Source organism: Amycolatopsis sp. EV170708-02-1 (assembly GCF_022479115.1).
Taxonomy (GTDB): domain Bacteria; phylum Actinomycetota; class Actinomycetes; order Mycobacteriales; family Pseudonocardiaceae; genus Amycolatopsis.
Genome location: NZ_CP092497.1, coordinates 43,649 through 63,413 on the forward strand (window position 1 = coordinate 43,649; position 19,765 = coordinate 63,413).

The following is a 19,765-nucleotide window of genomic DNA, read 5'->3' on the forward strand; positions in this document are numbered from 1 at the left end:
ACCGAAGCAATGCCGCTTCACATGCGAAGGAACGGTCTCAACCCGGTCGCGGAGTTGGCGAAGGCCCGCGACGGCGAGGGGGTCGTGCGGGTCGAGACGCCTTTCGGCCTGCCCGCCTATCTGGTCAGCCGCAAGGAAGACGTCCGTGAGGTGCTGGCGGATCCGGCCCGGTTCAGCAGCGCACTGACGCCGGTACCGGGGGACGCCCCCACGGCGGGGCAGCTGATCCGGCTCGACCCGCCCGACCACACGCGCTTGCGACGGCTGCTCACGCCCGAGTTCACCGTACGGCGGATGGGCAGGCTCGAGCCGCGGATCACCGAGATCGTCCAAGCGACCCTGGACAATCTGGAGCGAGCCGGCAGGAATGCCGATCTGGTGACGCACTTCGCGTTGCCGGTGCCGTCGCTGGTGATCTGCGAGCTGCTGGGTGTCCCGTACGCCGACCGCGGCGAGTTCCACCAGCGTGCCGTGCGGATTCTCGACACCTCGCTGCCGATGGACCAGCGAGTCGCGGCGCAACGGGAGGACCACGACTACATGGCGGGCCTGGTGGCCCGCGCCCGGGCGAATCCCGGCGAGGACCTCCTCGGCATGCTCGTGCGGGAGCACGGCGACGAGCTCGGTTCGGACGAGTTGACCGGCATCGCGGGACTTCTGCTGCTCGCCGGGCACGACACGACCGCGAACATGCTCGGCCTCGGCACACTGGCTCTGTTGTGGCACCCGGACCAGCTGGCGATGCTTCGCGAGGATCCCGGGCTGATCGAGCCCGCCGTCGAGGAACTGTTGCGCTGGTTGTCCGTCGTCCAGTCGCTGCCGCCGCGAACGACCACGACGGACATGGAGATCGGCGGGCACCGCATCCCCGGGGGATCGCTCGTGATCTGCTCGCTTCCGGCCGCCAACCGCGACCCCGCCCTGATCGACGATCCCGAGACGTTCGACATCACGCGGGGAACCACCGGCCACGTTGCCTTCGGGCATGGTCCACACCACTGTCTCGGGGCGCCACTGGCGAGGATGGAGCTGCGCATCGCCCTCCCCGCGCTGCTTCGACGCTTTCCCGGTCTCGCCTTGGCCTCCCCGGAAGAACCGATGGACTTCCGTGTCTTCAGCCTCGTGTACGGCGTGCGCGCTTTGCGGGTGACCTGGTGAGCGACATGCAGCGTCCCCGGTTCTACGGCCTGTTGAAGGTGAGCACGGTGTTGCTGGCGGCCACGCTGCTGGTGCAGGGGATCACCGCCGGTCAGCTCCTGTCCGGCGGAGGCGGCGGCTCGGTGCACCACGCCACGGGCCCCCTCGTCACGGCGGCGATGATCGTGCAGATCGTCGCCGCGCTCCTGGTGTGGCGTGTGGGCCGCGGATCGGCGCGGCACGCGGCCATCAGCGCGATCCTTCTGGTGCTGATCGGCGTCCAGTTCGTGGTCGGCGGCAGCGGCGACCTCGCCGTCCATGCCCCGCTGGGGGTGGCGTTGTTCGGGGCGAGCACCGTGCTGGTCGCGCAGGTTTGGTCGCCCCGTCTCGCAGGCTGATGCCCTCGCCCCGTTTCCCGCGGACAAGAACGGAAGCAGCAAATGAAACTGACCATCTTCGGACCGACCGGCCTGGTCGGACGGCAGATCCTGGCTCAGGCCATCGCCGCGGGCCACGACATCACGGCGGTGGCCCGCGATCCGGCGAAACTCGGCGCCCAGGTGCGCAGTGCGCCGAACGTGCGGGTGGTGACCGCAGACCTGAGCCACGCGGATCCGGCCCCGCTCAAGGCCTCGGTCGACGGCGCTGACGCGGTGCTGTCGGCGATCGGACCGCGCAAGAAAGCCGAGCACGGCATCGTCTCGAAAAGTGCCAGGGCGCTCGCCGCCGCGGTGGAGTCCGCGTCGGTACCCCGCCTGCTCGTCGTCAGCGGGGTCGGTGTCTCGACCGTGCCGACGCCCGGCCGCCCGCACCCGCCCAAACGCGAACCGGGCGCGGGGCTGATCATGCACTACTTCGCCACACCGGTGGCCAAGCGTGTGCTCGGCGCTCATTTCATCGATGTCGCGCTGATGGAGGATTTCATGCGCGGCTGTGACCTGGACTGGACGGTCATGCGGGTGCCGTACGTGATGGACCGACCGCCGACCGGCCGCTACCGGACGGCCTACGGGCACACCCTGCGCGCTGCCCTCCGCATCGCGGCCGCGGACGCGGCCGAATTCATGCTGCGGCTGATCGACCAGCCCGAGGCGAGCAGGAAGGTCGTCACAGTCGCGTACTGACCGCGCTACCGGTAGCGGTGCGTGGACGCACTCCTCGGTTCCGCTGTCCATAGCGATCAGGACCATGCCGTAGGAACGGTTGCGGCACAACACGAAAGTCGGCGTCCCGGTCTCGCCACGCGCTGACCTACTGAGTCGAGGTGGCCCACTACATGCCGAACCCGCGCTATCGGAAGAGGTCCTGCGCGTCGCCCGAGAACGCGCGACGGGGTGACCTCGGTCATCCGGCCGTCCCCCACCCGGGAGGCTCCACCAACGCAGCCCATGGCTCCGGACTGGGCAAGGTCCGCTCGGTGACAGAGCGGGTGCGCCGAGGTACTTGCGATCGAGTGAGGTGACCTGCAGCAACCTGCTTGGCCGTCACCATGGCGGCGACCGTCCCGTACCTCGCCGGCCGACAGAACCGCGGGCGCACAAGCGGCCTCGACCGAGTATGTCGACGAGTTTCAGCATCGTCGCCGACGCGGTAGACCCCGCAACCGCCGCTCAGCGCATTGCCGAACTCGTCCACTCGAACGACTGAGGAGCCACATGAAGATCTCGCCGCTTCGCCAGGAGTTCATCTCTCAGGCGGTCGACCTGATGGAACTCGGCGCATGCTTCGGGAGCGCGTCGACCACAGCCGCCACGATCGGTCGGGCCTCGCGGCCCGAGCGGTCATGGCGCGATCACGGGGAAATAGGTCTGAACTTCGCCGGTCGACGGCTCGAAGTAACCCGCCAGTTCGAGATCTCGCCACATACCTGACCATAAGCCGGTCGTCTCGTCGCGAAGTGCGGTCGGCGACGTCCAAGCTCCCTGGCCCGCTGCCCGCACGTCGTCGGCGGTCCAGTCCGCCGGGAAATAGGTGTGGGTGACGAAGAACGGCTTGCTCATGTCTTCGGCGGAGTCCTCGAAATGGCGCACTGGCGCTAGCGGGTATCCCTCCGGGCGATCCAACCCCGGCTGCCCCGCAGTGGCCTCCAGGAACGACTTCAACCCGTTGAGCACGGGCCAGAAGACCGACTGCGGCAGAACTTTCCGCGACCACCGGCTATAGCGGCTCTCCAGCACGACGAGATCGTTGACGAAATCGATCATGCATCCGTTCCCGACCAGGGTCCGTTCCTCGGCGTGGCATCGCTGCAATGTCGCACCGAGCTGATCGAGCATCGAGAGGTTCGGTTGCACGTCGGTGTAGAGCCAGGCCGCGAGCGGCAAGAGTTCTTCCGGCGCCATGATCCGCAACCGGCGATGATCGTCGAAGGCGAGCCCGATCGAGTCCCCCACGGTGAGAGGCGAGCTCAGGGTGGGAGACGTCATTTGCGCGGGTTCTCCTTCGTCGTCACGGGAACTTCACCGGCGGATCCAGCCTGCCGTCGGGATAGTAGGTGGGCGGGCTGAGGAATCCGCCCGGCCCCGCCATTCCGTTCGGGTTGGCGAAGCCCGAGATGTTGATGGTGCTGCCCGCGTTCGGATGGTTCCCGCTGCCGCTGCCGTGGTTGGCACCACCGGGATCCCAAATAGGTGTGAAGGGGATCTGTCCCTGCCCCTGCCACTGGTAGCTCTGCTGGCCTCCAGGCCTGACCGGCATCGGCGTGATCCCCCCGTTCGGGTTGCCACCGTTCCACGCCTGATCCCCGAGGTTCTGCACGGTTCCCTGGTTCAGGCCCTGCGGGAACATCGTGCTCATCGGCTTGCCCGCCACGCCGCCGTTCGGGTCGGCCATCGTCGGGTGGTGCAGGTTGTAGACACCATTGGCGTCAGGGTATGAACCATACGGTCCCGTGCCGGGCGGCGCCGGTGGCGCGTTGTGCGGCGGCGGGCCGACCGGGCCCTGGTACACCGGCGGGTTACCGCCGTTCACCCCGGCTCCGTGCCAGTTGGGGCGGCCACCAGGCCCGGGCGTGTTGTGCGGGGCGGTGCCCGGGGGCAGGTCGCTGTTCAACATGTGTCCGCCGGTGAACCCCCAAGGCCTCGGCGGCGCCGTGCTGCCGGGTGGCCGTGGCCTCGGCGGCTTGAGGTTCCCCAGGCTCACGTGGTCGTGCGCGGACTGGGGGACGTCCACGCCCCCGTAGGGATGCTGGTCCGGTTTGCCCGGTGACTGGTCGAGCGAGCGCGATCCACCGCCCGAGCTGCTGGGACCGGTCCTTCCCGGGGACAGCGAGCCCGGCGGTCGCGCGGCCGGCGGTTTGCCGGTCTTGATCTTCTTGAGCCCGTCCGACGCCTTCCCGAAGACGTCGTCCGCCTTGCGAATCAGCACCGACAGCTTCTTGAGCGCGCCGATGAGGCTCTTGACGATGCCGGCGATCTTGGTCGCGGTCTTCGCGACCAGCGCCGCCACCTGCGGCACCACCCAGGTCAGCCCGATCCCGCAGGTCGCGATCACCTGCAGGGCCCAGGAAACCAGGTGTGCCACCACTTCCGCGATGATGTCGCGGACGAGTCCACGCACTGCCGCGACCACCTCGCCCGCGGTCTGGACCCCGCTCCCCGCGCCCGCGCTCGCCTCCCCCGCAGCCGAGATCAACGTGGCCAGCTCGGTGCTCTGCGCGCGGTAGGCGTCGGCGCTCGTGCCCACCCAGCTCTGCACGTCGGCGTCGACCTGCATGACCAGGTCTTGCCCCACGCTCTCGAGCTCCTTCGCGATGTTCTGCCAAGTCTGCGCTTGCGCGGCGACCTGATCCGGATTGCCCGCGAGTTCGTCCAGCGCCTCCTTGAGCGGGCCGACGTGCTCCATCAACCAGCCGACGCCCGCGGCGAGGACCGAACCGAACGGATCGGCCACCACCGACAGGGCTTCCAGCGCCGTCCCCGCGACACCCATCACCGCCGAAGCCCAGTCACCGCTTTCGATGCTGGACTTCACTCCCTGGGCTTCCTCCAGCAGCGGGACCCCGGTCGCCCACGTCGTCGAGCTGACCGTCTCCGCGACCAACGGATTCGCCAAAACCAACCATCCCCAGTAGCAGGACTCACTCGTGCCCGCCCAGGCAAGCACGAGCCGGCGCACACCACCAGTCACCAGATCCGACTATGCCCGTTCATCGCGAAAGAGTGCCCGGAACGGCCATGCAATGGCACGAAGACGACAAAGCACCCGAGCCGACCAATAGCCAGACGCACTGCACCCAAAGCGTGGGCGGCACTAGACGAGGCCGGCGCCGTGGAACCGCACCGCGCAGTCGGCCACATCCCCAGCCGTCCCCCTCCGGAATGGCAGTCCCGGGACATCGTGTTCGGCGGACCTCGCCAATCCGGTCATGCGTCCTTTCGCCCGAGATACTTGAACGCGCAACCAAATGCGAGTACTAGTGGCACCAGGACCGATAGGGTCCGTCCGCACTTCAGGGGAGTATTGATGCGTCTTGGATTCAGCCTTCCGGTATTCGGCAAGGCGGCGGCCACACCGGGCGGAATCGCGCGATACGCGCGTACGGCGGAGCAGGCCGGGGCAGCCAGTCTCTGGGTCGGCGACCGGTTGCTGTCGCCGGTAAACCCGGAGGTGTCCTACCCGGGCTACGACACCATGCCCGAGGAGTTCTGGACCGCCCAGGATCCGTTCACCGCACTGGCCGTCGCCGCCGCCGTGACCGAAACCGCGATCCTCGGGTCCAGCACCATCAACGCGACGCAGTATCAGCCTGCCAACTTCGCCCGGCTGCTGACCAGCATCGACGTGGCCAGCAACGGCCGGCTACTCCCCGGCCTGGGCATCGGCTGGTCACCCGACGAATACGCGGCCGTCGGCATTCCGATGGCGGAACGCGGCAAGCGACTGGACGACCTACTCGATCTTCTCGACACCTGGTGGACCAAGGACACCGTGTCCCACAACGGCATCGGCTACACCATCCCGGAGACCCACGTCCACCTGAAACCGGCACGCAAGCCGCCCGTACACCTGGCCGGGTTCGGCGAGAAGGCCCTGCGCCGGGTCGCCGAGCGGGCGGACGGCTGGCTGCCGGTCTGGACGGTGCCCGAAACCTTCCCCGCCGACATGCTCACCTCCACCCTGGCCAAGATCCGGGCCGACGCCGAACAAGCCGGTCGCGACCCGCAGACACTGGGCGTGGCGCTGCGAGTGAACGCCGCCCCGGACACGAAGCCGGAACTCATCGCCGAGTCAGTGACGAAGATCGTCGCGACACTCGACCCGGACCACACCTTCGTCGACCTCACCTACCTGACCGGCAGCGTAGACGAACACATCGACCTCACCGGCCTCCTGCTGGAACTGACCGCCAGGGGCTGATCTGTCCGCCGCGGCACCCGCGACCCAGGCGACGATGGAAGGGCGACCTCGGCAGACACGCCGGCGCCAAAGTCGTTCGGCACACATCCCCGACCGCGTCCCGATCTGGATCGCATCACTCCGCCGGAAAGAGAGCCGCAGCACCGGCGCCTGCGTGGTCATCGCAAGAAGCCCCCTCGACTCAGCGATTCCGGCGGGCGGCGCGCAGCCCTTGGGCGGGACCGGAACGCCGGCAGCCCCAGGCATCAGCTCAAGCAAGGTTGGGTTCAGTCCCCCACCCGGCCGGTGTCGTACGCCCACATCGCGATCTCGACCCTGTTTCGGACGCCGATTTTGGTCAGCAGGCTGGCGACGTGGGTTTTGGCGGTCGTCAAGCCGATGAACAGCTCGGCGGCGATCTCGGCGTTCGTGCGGCCGCGGGCGACCAGCGTCAGCACCTGTTCCTCGCGTTCGGTGAGCGGCTCGATCGGTTGGGTCCGCCGGCTCGACGGTTCCCTGGCGGCGAACGTGGCCAGCAGCCGCCGGGTGATGTTCGGCGCGATCAGGGCATCGCCGACGGCGGCGGCATGGACGGCCTGGACGAGCAGCTCCGTCCCGGCGTCCTTGAGCAGAAAGCCTCGGGCGCCGGCCCGGAGCGCACCCTGGATGTACTCGTCGAGGTCGAATGTCGTGATCACGACTACCGCGATCGGGTCCGGAACGCCCCGCCCTGCGAGGAGCTTGGTCACTTCGATGCCGTCGAGCCCGGGCATCTGGATGTCGACCAGGCACACGTCGGGGTGGAGCCGACGCGCCAGCTCGACGGCGGCGTGGCCGTCGGCGGCTTGGCCGACGACCTCGATACCGGGCTGGGCGTCAAGGATCATCGACAGGCCGGTGCGCACCAGATCCTGGTCGTCGGCCACCAGCACGCGCACCGTCATCGGCGTACTTTAGTCGGCAGTTCGGCGTCGACCGTCCACCCGCCCTCGGGCGCCGGCCCGGCACGCAGCGTGCCGCCGAGCAGCTGCACACGCTCGGTCATCCCCAGCAGCCCGAAGCCATGGTTCACCGACCGTGCCGGGTCGATCTGCCCGTCGTCGGTCACGCGCAGCCGCAGCGTTCCCGCGCCCTCCTCGACCCGGATCTCCACGCGTGAAGCGTTGCGGGCGTGCCGCAGGGCGTTGGTCAGCGCCTCCTGCGCCAGCCGGTAGACCGCCGTGTCGATCTGGGGCGGAAGTTCGTCCAGGTCATCCGGCAACTCCACGTCGACGACCGGGGCCGGGGCGCGTCGCGCGAGGGACATCAGGTCGGCAACGCCGGGCTGGGGGGCGTACCCCGCCGGTGCTCCGTCGCGCAGCACCCGGACCATCGCCCGCATCTCCGCAAGTGTCCGCGACGCTTCCCCTTCGATCGCCGCCAGCACGTCGAGTGCCGCCTCGGGTCGCTGGCCGGCCATCGCCCGGCCCGCTTGCGCCTGCACGGCGATCGCCGAGACGTGGTGGGCGACGATGTCGTGCAACTCGCGCGCGAGACCGACCCGCTCCTGGCCGCGGATTTGGTCCACCGCCCGGCGACGGCTCTCGGCGCGGTAGCGGAACGCCGCTCCGCCCGCCGCCGCCGCGGCGAGGATGGCGAGCCCGCCGAAGATCTCGGTCGGCCCGATGTGGTCGGGGACCATTCCGATTCCCGCGGCGACCGCCACCACCGCCAGCCCGATCGCGATCTCGCGCCCTGAGCCCCAGCGAACCAGCGCGTAGACGAGCACCAGGACGTAGATCATCGTGTCGAGGCCCACGCTCGGGGCCCCGCCCAGCAGACTCGCCAGTCCCAACGCCGTCGCGGTGCCGAAGGCCACCACGACACAGGCCAACGGGTGGGTACGCCGCCACAGCAGCACCGGCGCGAGTCCGACCGCCACGATCGTCGCGAACGGCCGCCAGGCGACGTCGTCCCGGAGGGCTCCCTCGAGCAGCGCCGTCACGATCAACGCCCCGACCAGCACCCAGTCGCGCGGCATCCGTCCGGGAGCGTCCGTGGCGCGCGGTTCGGTCCACAGCGAGCGCAGGGTGTTGGGGGTCACGCGCCCAGCCTAGGGACCGCCGAGGCGCCAGGGACCGACCGAAAGAACGAGACGCCGCTCCTCCCTGCGGCCGGGCGGGTCCGGCCTCGACGCCGATGTGCCCGCGGCCGGGCTCGGCGATCGTTGGCCCACCGGTCCTCACCACGACAACGGAGCCCACGATGACAACACGTCAAACCACCACGACCGCACTGGACGAGCAGCGGATCCCGGTGAGAGCCAAACTCGCCGCGGCGTGGACGAGCCTGGTGCTCCTCTACGCCTATGTGGACATTCTCGCCTTCTACAAACCCGGCGTCATCAAGGACATCGAGGCAGGCGTCGTCTTCGAGTTCGACATCAGCCAGACGTTGTTCGCCGTCTTCCTCACGCTCATGGCGATCCCGGCCCTCATGGTCGTGCTGTCGATGACCCTGCCCGCCCGGGCGAACCGCACCACGAACCTCATCGTGGCCTCGATACAGGTCCCCTTCGCGGCGTTCAACGCGGTGGGCGAGTCCTGGAGGTACTTCTACGGCCTCGGTGTCGCACTGGAATTGATCGTTCTCGCCCTCATCCTGCGGTGCGCCTGGACCTGGCCCCGCACCGCACGGTGATCTTGTCTACACCGCGAGCGCGACCGCCAGGACCAGGTCCGCCTTGTGCGTGATCGAGACCTGAACCTCCACGACGCCGAGCGCGGCGGCGCCCGCGGCCGCCGCGCCGGTGAGCACCACCAGGGCCGCTCCGGAATCGGCTCGTTCGACGGCGATCTGGCGCGGCGCGACGCCTCCGGCGAAACCGGTGCCGATCGCCTTCGCGACGGCTTCCTTCGCGGCGAACCGGCCCGCCAGGAACTCCCGGCGTCGATCGGGGCCGAACCCGGCCGCGGTGGCGAGTTCGGACTCGGCGTAAACGTAGGCACGGAACCACGGCCGTGCCAGCAGCCGGTCCAGTTCGCCGAGGTACAGCAGGTCGGCCCCGATCCGCATCAGGCTTACCCGGCCGGGAAGGTGAAGGCCGCGGCGTGACTGCGTCCGTTCATCGGATCGGTGTCGCAGAGCACGACCTTCCGGTATGTCTCCTGCCACGCCGGCCAGTTTCCCGCCAGGGCGAGCCACACACTGGTGCAGTACGAGCCCGGCGCGACCCGGTGGACGTCCCCGGCATCGACGGTTTCCGTCACCCACGGGCCGAGGACCACGAGCGTGCCGGGCTCCCGATGCGGCCCGAGCAACTCGCCGACCGTCCCGCCGGACGACACCGACGCCAGACGTGGCCCCGGCCCGGTGCCGAGGACCAGCGCGGCAGCCGAGTCGACCAGCCCGCCGTCGTCGACCAGGGGATGCGGGGTCGGGAGCGTCGTCTGCTCCAGTACCGCGACGACCGCCTCCTCGCACCGTCCCGAGCGCTGATACGCCGCCACGATGCGCAAGGCCGTGAACGGCGCGGCCAAACCCTGCTGCGCCACGGAGAACGTGGTCGCCGTGACGTCCAGCCGGTCGGCGAGGTACGGCGCCACGGCGGTGAACGGGAGAACGTCGGGCAGGGCGTGGGTCACGATGATCAGCTGCGGGCGGCTCGCACGCACGCCCTCGGCTTCCAGCAGCCGGTCGGTCAGCGCCTTGTGCGAGACGTGCGCGCCGCGTTGCCAGCGTTCTTCGTCCACTTTGGACCCGAACGGTTCGACGAGATCCGCGAGGAACCTCGAGACCGCCGCGTCCTCCCGGTAGCCGGGCCCCGGCGGTGAGATCACCGCGTTCGTGCCGCGCAGGGTCGGTTCGCCGCTCATGCCACTCCTTCCCCGATGGCCTGCCTGGATTCGACGTAGTCGGCGAACGAACGGACGGTACGGAGGTGATCGATGTCGAGGTCGTCCGGATCCACCGTGATGCCGACGGCCATCTCCACCAGCATCAGCAGTTCCAGTACCTTCGACGAGTCCAGCCGCAGGTCGTCGAACAGCCGTGTGTCCTCGGTCAGCCCGGTGATCTCCCGCTCCAGGACGTCCCGAGCGCGTCCCCGATCGCCGACACCACCTCGTCGCGGGCCGTCATGTCCCGCTCCCCGCGTCCGATGGGTGATCACCATGGCGCCGAACGTCGCACCGAGACCGACCGTGACGAGCACGTAGCGGGCACCGTCGACGAGCCTGCCGTTCTCCCGCAAGGTCGTGTAGTTGAGGAACACGTCCGACGAGAAGCAATGGCTGAGCTTGGGGATGTTCTCCAGGAAGAACTTCTCCGGCGGCGCCTCCAGCGCCTTCACCGTCTGCCGCCAGGCGAGGGCGTTGACGTTGTGCGGGATCACCAGATCGATATCGTCGAACCCGCATCCCGCCTCTGCCACCGCCGCCAGGATCACCTCGGCCAGCCGCGGCCCGTAGAGCTGGCCGAACTCGGTGTTCTGCTCCGGGGTCAGCGCCAGCCATTCCGCGTACTCCCCCAGCGTCTTCGTGACGAAGGAATGCACGACGTCGCCGTCGCCGTCCACCGTCAGCAGGCACGCCGAGGCCGCGTCCGCCATGATCGCGGTGTTGGGGATCAGCTGCACGATCGGCGAGAACGCCCGCTCGCCGGTCACCATCAGCGCGTAGCCGCCGGTCTTGCCTTCGGCCCGCAGCAGCTCGGCCGCGACGTCGATGGCACCCAGACTGCTCACGCACGCCTGGTGGGACAACGCGAACGCCTCGACGTCCACCAGCCCCAGCCGCCGCGCGAGCTCCTGGGCGATGTCGACGTCCGCCGGCGCGAGCGCCTGGGTCGTATGCGCGAACACCAGCCTGTCGATCCTCCGGCCGGCGGGCAGCGCCGCCAGCGCCCGCTTCGCGGCGGGCAACAGCAGGTCGAACAGGTCCATCCCGGGATCGAACCGGAGGGTGTCGAGGCCGTAGAACTTCCGGAACACGCCGAGTTCCGCCCGGCGCAGCCCGAGGTGCTCGCCGAGCTCCTCGATGCGCACGCTGCGCTCGGGGACGAACGATTCGACCCGTTCCAGGGTGGTCGCGCCCATCAGCCCTCCAGGTATTCGGCCCGCAAGAGCCAGAGCCGGTTGGCGCCGCGGCGTTCCGGCGGCTGTACCTCGTACGGCCAGCGGCCCTCACCCGCGCCGGGCTGGCCGGGCTCCTTGATCTCGTCGACCTTCCAGCCGTGGGCCAGCAGGAACTCCTCCGGCTTGTCGGTGCCGAAGATCCACGGTGTCCCGTCGTCGGCCAGCCGGTCGAGGAACGGCTTCGAGAACGGGCTGCGCAGCAGGGCACGGCCGAGGATGTCCAGCGCCAGCCTGCTTCCCGGGACCGACACCGAACCCAGCGTCTCCAGCAGACCGCCCGCCTGCTCCGCGGTCAGGAAGAAGGTGAGGGCCTCGGCCACCCACAACGTCGGGCGGGCCGGGTCGAAGCCCGCCTTCTCCAGTTCCGGCAGCCATTCGCGGGTCAGGTCGGCGGGGACGACCCGACGATCGACCCGCGGCTCGGCGCCCAGTTCGGTCAGTCGCCGCTGCTTCTCCACCAGCAGCGGCTCGTGGTCCACCTCGAAGACGACGGTGTCCTCGGGCCAGTCCAGCCGGAACGCCCTGGTGTCCATCCCCGCCGCGATCAGCACGACCTGGCGGATGGCGGGATCCGACCGCAGCTCGCCGATCGTGTCGTCGAGGAACCTGGTGCGGATGCTGATGAACGGCAGCAGTCCGCCACCGGCGTAGCGCTCGATCAGCCGGAACCCGTCCGGCGCGGCAAGGGCGCTCGCCAGCGGGTCGACGAACAGCGCGTCCTCGCGCTCGGACTCGAGCGAACGAGCGGCCGCCATCCACTGCGCGGTATAGGAAACGGCGTGCATCAGCTGACTCCCGCTCCGGCGAAGAACGCCTTCTCGATGGCCGACAGGGTTTTGAAGTCCGCGATGTCGATGTTGTCGAAGTCGACCTCGACGCCGCTGGCGTCCTCGATCACGTAGACCAGTTCGACGAACGACAGCGAGTCGACCAGGCGGCTTTCGATCAGGTCCTCTTCGAACGCCAGCTCGGTGCGTTCCGGGTGCCTGCCGAGGATCCAGTCACTGACCTTTTCGATACCGGGAGTGGGCATGTCTTCTCCTTCGAGGTTGGTTCCTTCTCAGTCCGCGGCGGACACCGCGACCGCGATGGCGTACGCGTCGTCGTGGGTGATGCTGATTTCGATCTCGCCGAGCCCGGCTTCCCGGGCCAGCCGCGCGGCGCGTCCGGTGAGCCGGACCACCGGCCAGCCGCCGTCGCTCTTGAGCACTTCGGTCGAGAGCCAGGGCACGGGCTGCCCACCGACGTGGAAGAGTTTGAACACCGCTTCCTTGGCGGCCAGGCGGCCCGCGATACCGGGCAGGTCCGGACCGTCCGGAGTGGACGAACTCAGCAGTTCGGCGGCGGAGAGCATGCGTCGCAGCGCGGTTTCCGCGTCCTGGGCGACGAGCTCGCGCACCCGGCTGAGCGGGACGACGTCGATGCCGATCCGTCTCGCGGGCATGGTCACCCGGCCCGGCCGGCCGCCGCTCGGACGGCCGCCAGCGCCGCCGGGAGATCGCCGTGGTGGACCTCGGTCAGCACGGCGAGCCAGCGCTCCAGGCCGAACGCCACACAACTGGTGTAGGCGAACTCCTTGCCGTCACCGAGGCGGATGTCGCACCGTTCGCCGAAGAAGTTCCGATGGGTGTTGACCGAGGCGATCGCGAGGGTGCCGTGCTGGAACTCGTATTTGACCGGGCTCAGCTTCTGCAGGAGAGCGCGGGCGCCGTCGTTCTGGAAGAACGGATCGATCGCGGCCTCCTTCTCCAGGCCGAGGCCGAGCTCACCGGAGAACGCCAGGATCCGTTCCGTGAAGCGGGAAACGACTTCCTGCGTGTGCTCGAACGAGCCGAGCGCGACGATCTCACGCATCTGGAAACTCGCCAGCCGCCGCAATCCGCTGTAGTGGTCCTCACTGCGGAAACAGCGGTTGACGAGCGTGACGATCTCCGTCTCGGACACCTTCGTGCCTTCGTAGAAAAGATAGGCCCCGTAACAGGTCGCGTGCGGCAGGCCGTAACGGCCGTCCTGCAGATCGCCGCCGGCGAACCGCCCGTCGACCGGCTTTCCCTCCCGGCTGGTCAGATCCAGCGGGCCTGCCACGAACGCCAGATGCGGGAAGTTCGCGTAGACGTCGAACTTCTCCAGGTCGGTGACCGGGTACAGCGGCGGCGGGCTGATCTCCCGCGCCCCGGCGGTGCCTGCCCAGCCGAGGAAGGTCCGGTCGAGTTCCTGGACGAGTGCGGTCTCGTCGGGGCCGAGGATCGCCAGCGCTTCGGCGCCGTCCACGCCGGTGGTGCGGGTCATCGCAGGATCCCCGTTCGCTCCAGGTACTTCAAGGTCTTGCGGAACACCTGTTTCTCGGTGGCGGGCCGGGTGGGCGCGTCGAGCAGCGCGCGCCGGAATTCCAGCGGGTTCTCGATGCCGGCGTCGCGGTAGACCTGCGGGTTGTACAGCGACTCGAAGCTGTAGGTGAGATACCGCCGGAGATAGGCCGAGACCTCGGCGAGGTCCTCTTCGGTCGCCGTCTTCTTGAGGTCGCCGTAGAGATGCTCCACCAGCTCCCGGCCGAACGCGATATGCCGCGATTCGTCCTGATGGTGGATGCGGTTGATCGCGCGGATCGTCTCGTGCAGGCGTTCGTCCCGCGCCATCAGCGAGTTGTAGTGGTCCACCAGTTCCTCGAAGATCAGGATCCTCGCGAACACCAGCAGGCTCTCCACTTTGGACGAGGACGCGGGCGGGATGGCGGCGCCGGCCGCCGGTGCGCGATAGATCTTTTCGCCGTAGCGGAGGCAGAATTCGGCGAAGAACCACATGTGCTCGTTCTCTTCGCCGATGAAGTGGTGGAAGAACTCCGACGGCGTCTCGAAGCCCGCCGTGTGGATACGCGCGACGACCTCGATGAGCAGCTCGCGGATCCCGTGCACGTTGAGGCTGTAGAAGTTGATGCTTTCGAACCGCGACAGGGCGAAGAGCCGGTCTTCGCTCAGCGTCGTGGCGAACTCGGTGCCGTGAGTGGTGGTGAGCTCGGGGCTCATCCACCACATCCGTTCGGGCAGGCTGTCCGGCCACTCGAACATCTGATAGGGGTTGTAGTAGTCGTCGATCGACTTCGACGAAAGGCGATCGAGCAGGCCGCGAAACCGTTCGTCCGCGTCGATGATGTCGCTGATGTCACTGGTCACGAAGGCTTCCTCCGTTCTTCCGGGCTCGATTCGACGCTACGGCAAGGAATCCGCGCGATTCAACGTCCGCAAGCGGACTGGCCGACACCGGCCAGCACCCTGGTTTCCCGGTGCGGTGGCGGCTTAGAGTGGCCACATGGCGAGGCGATTCGGATTATTGAGGGGTAAGGCAAAAGTGTCGTAGAGGGTCACCCGCTCTACCGGTCTGTGAACGCCTCCTACGCTGATTGCAAGGAAGGGATCTTCGCGGGCTTCCGCCTGTCGAACGTGTCGCGAAAGCCACTTTCGGGACATCAGGCGTCGCGAAAGTGGCTTTCGCGACACGGGCGCCGGCGGCGTGGCGGTCGGCGCGGGTTAGCGGCCGGGGTGAAGGCTCCCTTCACCCCACCAGCGACCCGTCCGCGACCACGCCACCTTTGACTTGACCCTCAAGAGAACACGAGTCACCACTCACGACCCACTCGACACGGGGGGTCCGGCGCGAAGCGCGAAGGGACACGGGAACGGATGACCACGCTCGTCGGAGTGGACGCGCTGCGCGTGGCCGAACTCGACCTGCTCGCGCGGCGCGGCTGGTTCCTGAAGTTCCTGTTCTCCCAGGAGGAACTCGGCGACCTGGCGGCGGCGGGCAGCGTCTGTCTCGCTTGCCGGTTCGCCGCGAAGGAGGCGGTGCTGAAGGTGCTCAGGACCTGCCTGTCCGGTCCGGTTCCGCCCGCCCAGATCGTGATCCGGCGTTCCGGAGCGGGCGCGACGTCGGTGGAGTTGCGCGGTGCGGCGGCCGAACGTGCCCGCGCGCTGGGCATCGAGCGGGTCGACGTCTCCATTTCCTGCGAACGGGGGCTCGTGATCGCGATCGCGCTGGGGACAGCCTGACCTCAGGTCGAGAGCAGGTCCGCCACCCGGAATCGTTCGACCGAACCGCAGTCGGCGAGGATGTCGTGCGCCTCCCGCAGAAGTCCCTGCCCGGCGCCGGGATCCCGTTTCGCGGTGACTTCGCCGAGGACGGCGAGCGCGTGTCCCTCGCCGATCCGGTTGCCGATACCGCGATGCAGGATCAGCGCCCGCTCGGCGCATTCGGCCGCCTGTTTCCGGTCGCCGCGGTCCCGCCTGGTGGTGGCCAGCACCGTGTGCGCCCTGGCCGCGAGGAGCCGGAAGTCCCGCCGTGCGGCCAATTCCGTGGCCGCGGCCGCATGCGTGACGGCGTCGTCGAGCCGCCCGCCACGACGACATACCTCCGCCAGCGCCAGCAGGCTGACGATCTCCGCGCGGGTGTAGCGGATCTCGTGGGCGAGTTCGACCGCCTGTCCGGCCAGGACCTCGGGAGCCACGGACAACTCGGTCCGGCCACCGAGTTCGGCCAGCGCGGCGAGCGCGTTCGCCTCCGCCCGGCGATCACCTGTCTCCCGGGCCAGTTCCAGCATCGTCTCGGCGTGCTCGGCCGCTTCGGCGAAATCCCCGGCCTCGGCGCACAACGCCGCCAGCGTGCAGAGTGCGGTCGTCTCGCCGTAACGAGCGCCGTTCTCCCGGTGCAGGGAAACACCCTTCGACAGCGACTCGCGCGCATCGGTCAGCCTGCCGAGGTCGAGATAGACCTCGCCGAGCGTGGTGTACACGTGCGCGGCGCCGTCACGATTGCCGGTGCGTTCGATGAGCGAAAGGGCCTGGGCCAGCCGCCGCATGGCTTCCCGCGGCTTGCCCAGCTCCCGCAGCAGTGTCCCGATGTTGTGCAGGTTGGCCGAAAGTCCCGCTTCCCAGCCCATCCGGCTGTTCAGTTCGATCGCGCGGTCGAGTTCGGCGACGGCCTCGTCGAGCGCGCCGAGCTCCCAGTGGACTCCGGCGAGATTCCCGCGCGCGGCGGCTTCCGCTTCCGGCCACCGTTCGGCGGCCGCCAGCTCCAGCGCCCCGGTGTAGTGCGTGACGGCGGCCGTGTAGTCGCCCAGCCCGCGATACACCTGCGCGAGGCTTTGCTGGGCGGCGATCCGGCCGCGCGGCTCGCCGTCGACGACCGCCGCGGCCAGCCCGGCCTTCGCGACGGCGACCCAGTCCACGGAATGCCTTCTGAGCCAGAAGAAGCCGCGAAGGGCGTCCGCCAGTAACCAGACGACCCGGTGCGGCCCCTGCGCGGCGGCGTCGTGGACGATGGCCACGAGGTCGGCACGTTCCGCTTCGAGCCACTCCAACGCCTCGGCATCGTCGTCGAAGACGACATCGGTCTCGCCGAATTCGGCTCCTTCACGAAGCCGCAGGATCTGCGGCGTGATCCGTGTGACCGCGGCGGTCGCCGTCGCGAGATACCAGCCGAACAGCCGGATCCTGGCCTCGTCGCGTTCGGCCGGGCCGTCCTCGGCCCGCGCGCGTTCGGTCGCGTACAGCCGGAGCAGGTCGTGGCACTGGTACCGGCCGTCGGCGCCCCGGGCGACGAGATGCGCGCGCTCCAGTTCGGCGAGAGCCTGTGACGTGTTCCCGGGGGACTGCCCGGCGAGCACGGCGATCGACCGCGCGCTGAAATCCGGCACCTGGACCACGCCGAGCAACCGGAACAAGCCCTGGGCGGCCGGGCCGAGCCGCCGGTACGAGAGCGCGAACGCGGCGCGGACCGCGGTCGACGGATCGCCGTCGACCCCGAGCCGGTCCAGCCGGTCGGCCCGCAGCAGCCCGTCGACCACGGCGCCGATCGGCCGGTCCCGGCCGATGCCGATGTCCGCGGCCGCGATCCGCAACGCGAGCGGCAGCCCGGCGCACAACCGGACCAGCGTCGCCGCCGCCCGGCGTTCCTCCTTGACCCGCTGCGCGCCGACGATCCTGGCGAGCAGCTTGAGCCCGTCCTCTTCGCTCAGCAGGTCGAGCCGGACGGCGCCGGCGTCGTGCAGGACGACGAGCCCGGGCAGTTCCTGCCTGCCGGTCACCACGACGAGGCTGCCGGGACGGCCGGGCAGCAGCGGCCGCACCTGATCGGCCGTGCCGGCGTTGTCGAGCACCACGAGCATCCGCTTGCCCGCGAGCTCGGACCGGTAGAGCGCGGCCAGTTCGTCGAGGTCCACCGGTATCCGGTCGGGCGGGACGCCCAGCGAGCGCACGAGCCGGACCAGCGCTTCGGCCGCGGTCACCGTGGCCGACCGCGCGTAGCCGTGCAGATTCAGGTAGAGCTGGCCGTCGGGGAACCGGTCGAGCGCGCCGTGCGCCCATTGCAGTGCCAGCGCGGTCTTGCCCACTCCCGCGGTGCCGCTGACGACCACCACCGGCGCGCCGCCGGCGACCAGGGCGTCGATCCGGCGCAGGTACGCGGTGCGGCCGGTGAACGTCGGCACCGCGGCGGGCAGCTGCCGCGGCCCGGGGGAAACCGGCTGTTCGGCGGCGGGCAGGTCCAGTGCCGGATCGGTGCGCAGGATGGCCTGGGCGAGGTCGGTCAGCTCCGCCCCCGGTTCGAGACCGAGCTCGCCGGTGAGCAGGGCGCGTGCCCGGCGGTAGACCTTGAGCGCCTCGGCCTGGCGCCGCGACCGGTAGAGCGCGAGCATGAGCTGGGCCTGGAAATGTTCCCGCAGCGGATGTTCCGAGACCAGCTCGGTGAGTTCGGCGACGACGTCCGCGTGCCTGCCGAGCGCCAGATCCGCGTCGATGCGCTGCCCCAGCAGGACCAGCCGTCGTTCCTGCAGCCGGTCCGCCTCGACCTGGAGGGCGGCGCTGCTGTCGGCCAGGCCGCTGAACGGAGGCCCCTGCCAGACCGCGAGCGCCTGCCGCGCGAGACTTCCGGCGACGACCGCGTTCCGCCGCTCGTGTGCCGTGCGCGCCTGGTCGGCGAGGTCCTCGAACCGCCGCACGTCCAGTTCGCCGGGATTCACCACCAGCAGGTAGCCGGGTCTGCGGTGCACCACGCGATCCGGATCCGCCAGTGCGCGGCGGAGCTGGAGGACGTAGAGCTGGAGGTTCTTCGCCGCGGTGCGCGGCGGGCGGCCCGCCCACAGACCGTCGACCAGCGCACTCACCGGGACCACCTCGCCCGCGCGATGGAGCAGGAGCGCCAGCAGACGGCGGACTTTCGGCGCGCCAAGATCGATTTCGGTATTCCCGTCGCGGACACCGAGCGGCCCGAGAATCGTGAACTCCATATACCCCCCACTCACCTCGCCGGAATAATCGCGAAGTGCTCGCGACCTTCCCGGATTAGTGGTCTATACCAGATTTATACCGGCTCTCCGCATGCTTCGGAACAAGAATTCAGCTGGCGGGAAACAAAGTGCGATCGTGTAGGACGAACACGCCTGGGGGCAAGGTCAGTGTCTGCGTCATCCGCTCCGAACCCGGCCGATGGAACGAGCTTGTCGACTGTACTCGATCTGGTTTCCACCGCAAGACGGGAAGTGCTGACCACGGCGACGGGCGGTTCGCCGTGGTTCGGCGGGACCGTCACCGCGGCCGCGCGCCGCGGCGCCTTCCCGCCGCACGTCCGGGTGCGGCTGCTGTGCACGGCACCGGCGGAGCACGCGCGCGGTGAGATCGTCGAGGCGGTGCGGCACGGGCTCCGGGTCAAGGTGACCGATCGGGCGATCGAAGAATCCCTTTTGATAGACCGCAGACTGGCGTTGGTCCCTTCGGGTGGCGACGACGCCAGAGGTTTGCTCATGGTGACCACGCCGACGTTGATCACCGCCCTCGCCGACGCCTTCGACCCTCGCTGGGAGGAGGCGACGCCTTGGGAGATGACGTCCGCTCGGCCGGACGAGTTCGAACAGGCGATCCTGCGCTGCCTGGTCGACGGAATGACCGATGAAGCGGTCGCGAACCGGCTGGGCGTATCCGCGAGGACCGTTCGGCGGTACGTGAACGTCCTCATGGCCCGCGTCGGCGCGAGGAGCCGGTTCGAACTCGGATTCCGGGCGGCGGAATGCGGGTGGCTTCCCGCCGACGCGCTCGGCTGAAGCGATCGTCCGGCTCCGGCCGCATTCTTCGTCCACTGTGGATTGATCATTACCGGAGTATCTTTCGCCGGGCGCCGAGTCCGCTTTCGGCC

General features: G+C 69.2%; 20 protein-coding genes. 7 read left to right on the plus strand and 13 right to left on the minus strand.

What is annotated here, in order from left to right; all coding sequences use genetic code 11:
- The first annotated feature begins 21 nt into the window (after positions 1-21).
- Genes MJQ72_RS00190 through MJQ72_RS00200 form a run of 3 tightly spaced genes read left to right on the plus strand, consistent with a single transcriptional unit; the run spans position 22 to position 2,261 of the window.
- Positions 22-1,158 (plus strand): cytochrome P450, encoded by a 1,137-nt coding sequence (locus MJQ72_RS00190; RefSeq protein ID WP_396426918.1) that lies wholly within the window; start codon positions 22-24, stop codon positions 1,156-1,158.
- Positions 1,155-1,535: a hypothetical protein gene (locus MJQ72_RS00195; protein ID WP_240596954.1), complete on the plus strand. Its 381-nt coding sequence runs from the start codon at positions 1,155-1,157 to the stop codon at positions 1,533-1,535. The genes MJQ72_RS00190 and MJQ72_RS00195 overlap by 4 nt, the downstream gene beginning before the upstream one ends.
- 42 nt (positions 1,536-1,577) lie before the next feature.
- Complete coding sequence (locus tag MJQ72_RS00200) at positions 1,578-2,261, plus strand: NAD(P)-dependent oxidoreductase (protein ID WP_240596955.1); 684 nt, start codon at positions 1,578-1,580, stop codon at positions 2,259-2,261.
- A 657-nt stretch (positions 2,262-2,918) separates the two neighbouring features.
- Here the strand turns inward: MJQ72_RS00200 and MJQ72_RS00205 are convergent.
- Together MJQ72_RS00205 and MJQ72_RS44760 are read right to left on the minus strand one after the other, a co-directional pair.
- Positions 2,919-3,530: an EndoU domain-containing protein gene (locus tag MJQ72_RS00205; protein WP_240596956.1), complete on the minus strand. Its 612-nt coding sequence runs from the start codon at positions 3,528-3,530 to the stop codon at positions 2,919-2,921.
- A gap of 55 nt (positions 3,531-3,585) precedes the next feature.
- Positions 3,586-5,190 carry a WXG100 family type VII secretion target gene (locus MJQ72_RS44760; RefSeq protein ID WP_315860818.1) on the minus strand — a complete coding sequence of 535 codons (1,605 nt, stop codon included), beginning with the start codon at positions 5,188-5,190 and terminating at the stop codon, positions 3,586-3,588.
- A gap of 411 nt (positions 5,191-5,601) precedes the next feature.
- On the opposite strand from MJQ72_RS44760, the gene MJQ72_RS00215 reads away from it, so the two are divergent.
- Positions 5,602-6,495: a TIGR03619 family F420-dependent LLM class oxidoreductase gene (locus MJQ72_RS00215; RefSeq protein ID WP_240596957.1), complete on the plus strand. Its 894-nt coding sequence runs from the start codon at positions 5,602-5,604 to the stop codon at positions 6,493-6,495.
- 266 nt (positions 6,496-6,761) lie between these two features.
- Here the strand turns inward: MJQ72_RS00215 and MJQ72_RS00220 are convergent, their stop codons facing one another.
- Together MJQ72_RS00220 and MJQ72_RS00225 are read right to left on the minus strand one after the other, a co-directional pair.
- Complete coding sequence (locus tag MJQ72_RS00220) at positions 6,762-7,418, minus strand: response regulator transcription factor (RefSeq protein WP_240596958.1); 657 nt, start codon at positions 7,416-7,418, stop codon at positions 6,762-6,764.
- Complete coding sequence (locus MJQ72_RS00225) at positions 7,415-8,557, minus strand: sensor histidine kinase (RefSeq protein ID WP_240596959.1); 1,143 nt, start codon at positions 8,555-8,557, stop codon at positions 7,415-7,417. The genes MJQ72_RS00220 and MJQ72_RS00225 overlap by 4 nt, the downstream gene beginning before the upstream one ends.
- Before the next feature lie 161 nt (positions 8,558-8,718).
- Here MJQ72_RS00225 and MJQ72_RS00230 point away from each other — a divergent pair, with 161 nt between their 5' ends.
- The gene (locus MJQ72_RS00230) at positions 8,719-9,153 is read left to right on the plus strand and encodes a DUF6326 family protein (RefSeq protein ID WP_240596960.1); all 435 of its coding nucleotides are present in this window, start codon (positions 8,719-8,721) and stop codon (positions 9,151-9,153) included.
- Between the two features lie 6 nt (positions 9,154-9,159).
- Here the strand turns inward: MJQ72_RS00230 and MJQ72_RS00235 are convergent, their stop codons facing one another.
- Genes MJQ72_RS00235 through MJQ72_RS00270 form a run of 8 tightly spaced genes read right to left on the minus strand, consistent with a single transcriptional unit; the run spans position 9,160 to position 14,757 of the window.
- Entirely contained in the window at positions 9,160-9,528 is a 369-nt protein-coding gene (locus MJQ72_RS00235; protein ID WP_240596961.1) for a holo-ACP synthase, read from the minus strand.
- A gap of 5 nt (positions 9,529-9,533) precedes the next feature.
- Positions 9,534-10,328, minus strand: a complete 795-nt coding sequence (locus tag MJQ72_RS00240; protein WP_240596962.1) for a hypothetical protein — start codon at positions 10,326-10,328, stop codon at positions 9,534-9,536.
- Positions 10,325-11,548 carry a 3-oxoacyl-[acyl-carrier-protein] synthase III C-terminal domain-containing protein gene (locus MJQ72_RS00245; protein WP_240596963.1) on the minus strand — a complete coding sequence of 408 codons (1,224 nt, stop codon included), beginning with the start codon at positions 11,546-11,548 and terminating at the stop codon, positions 10,325-10,327. The genes MJQ72_RS00240 and MJQ72_RS00245 overlap by 4 nt, the downstream gene beginning before the upstream one ends.
- The gene (locus tag MJQ72_RS00250) at positions 11,548-12,372 is read right to left on the minus strand and encodes an SAM-dependent methyltransferase (RefSeq protein ID WP_240596964.1); all 825 of its coding nucleotides are present in this window, start codon (positions 12,370-12,372) and stop codon (positions 11,548-11,550) included. The genes MJQ72_RS00245 and MJQ72_RS00250 overlap by 1 nt, the downstream gene beginning before the upstream one ends.
- Complete coding sequence (locus tag MJQ72_RS00255) at positions 12,372-12,620, minus strand: acyl carrier protein (protein ID WP_125737615.1); 249 nt, start codon at positions 12,618-12,620, stop codon at positions 12,372-12,374. Before MJQ72_RS00255 ends, MJQ72_RS00250 begins: the two co-directional genes overlap by 1 nt.
- Positions 12,621-12,647: 27 nt before the next feature.
- Positions 12,648-13,031 carry a holo-ACP synthase gene (locus MJQ72_RS00260; protein ID WP_240596965.1) on the minus strand — a complete coding sequence of 128 codons (384 nt, stop codon included), beginning with the start codon at positions 13,029-13,031 and terminating at the stop codon, positions 12,648-12,650.
- Positions 13,032-13,033: 2 nt separating this feature from the next.
- On the minus strand, positions 13,034-13,876 hold the full coding sequence (locus MJQ72_RS00265) for a hypothetical protein (protein ID WP_240596966.1): 843 nt from the start codon (positions 13,874-13,876) through the stop codon (positions 13,034-13,036).
- The gene (locus tag MJQ72_RS00270; protein ID WP_240596967.1) at positions 13,873-14,757 is read right to left on the minus strand and encodes a diiron oxygenase; all 885 of its coding nucleotides are present in this window, start codon (positions 14,755-14,757) and stop codon (positions 13,873-13,875) included. The genes MJQ72_RS00265 and MJQ72_RS00270 overlap by 4 nt, the downstream gene beginning before the upstream one ends.
- A 507-nt stretch (positions 14,758-15,264) precedes the next feature.
- On the opposite strand from MJQ72_RS00270, the gene MJQ72_RS00275 reads away from it, so the two are divergent.
- Positions 15,265-15,630 (plus strand): 4'-phosphopantetheinyl transferase superfamily protein, encoded by a 366-nt coding sequence (locus MJQ72_RS00275; RefSeq protein WP_240596968.1) that lies wholly within the window; start codon positions 15,265-15,267, stop codon positions 15,628-15,630.
- A 2-nt stretch (positions 15,631-15,632) separates the two neighbouring features.
- Here the strand turns inward: MJQ72_RS00275 and MJQ72_RS00280 are convergent, their stop codons facing one another.
- Positions 15,633-18,863: a BTAD domain-containing putative transcriptional regulator gene (locus MJQ72_RS00280; RefSeq protein ID WP_240596969.1), complete on the minus strand. Its 3,231-nt coding sequence runs from the start codon at positions 18,861-18,863 to the stop codon at positions 15,633-15,635.
- 210 nt (positions 18,864-19,073) lie between these two features.
- On the opposite strand from MJQ72_RS00280, the gene MJQ72_RS00285 reads away from it, so the two are divergent.
- Entirely contained in the window at positions 19,074-19,673 is a 600-nt protein-coding gene (locus MJQ72_RS00285) for a LuxR C-terminal-related transcriptional regulator (RefSeq protein WP_240596970.1), read from the plus strand.
- Positions 19,674-19,765 lie beyond the last annotated feature (92 nt).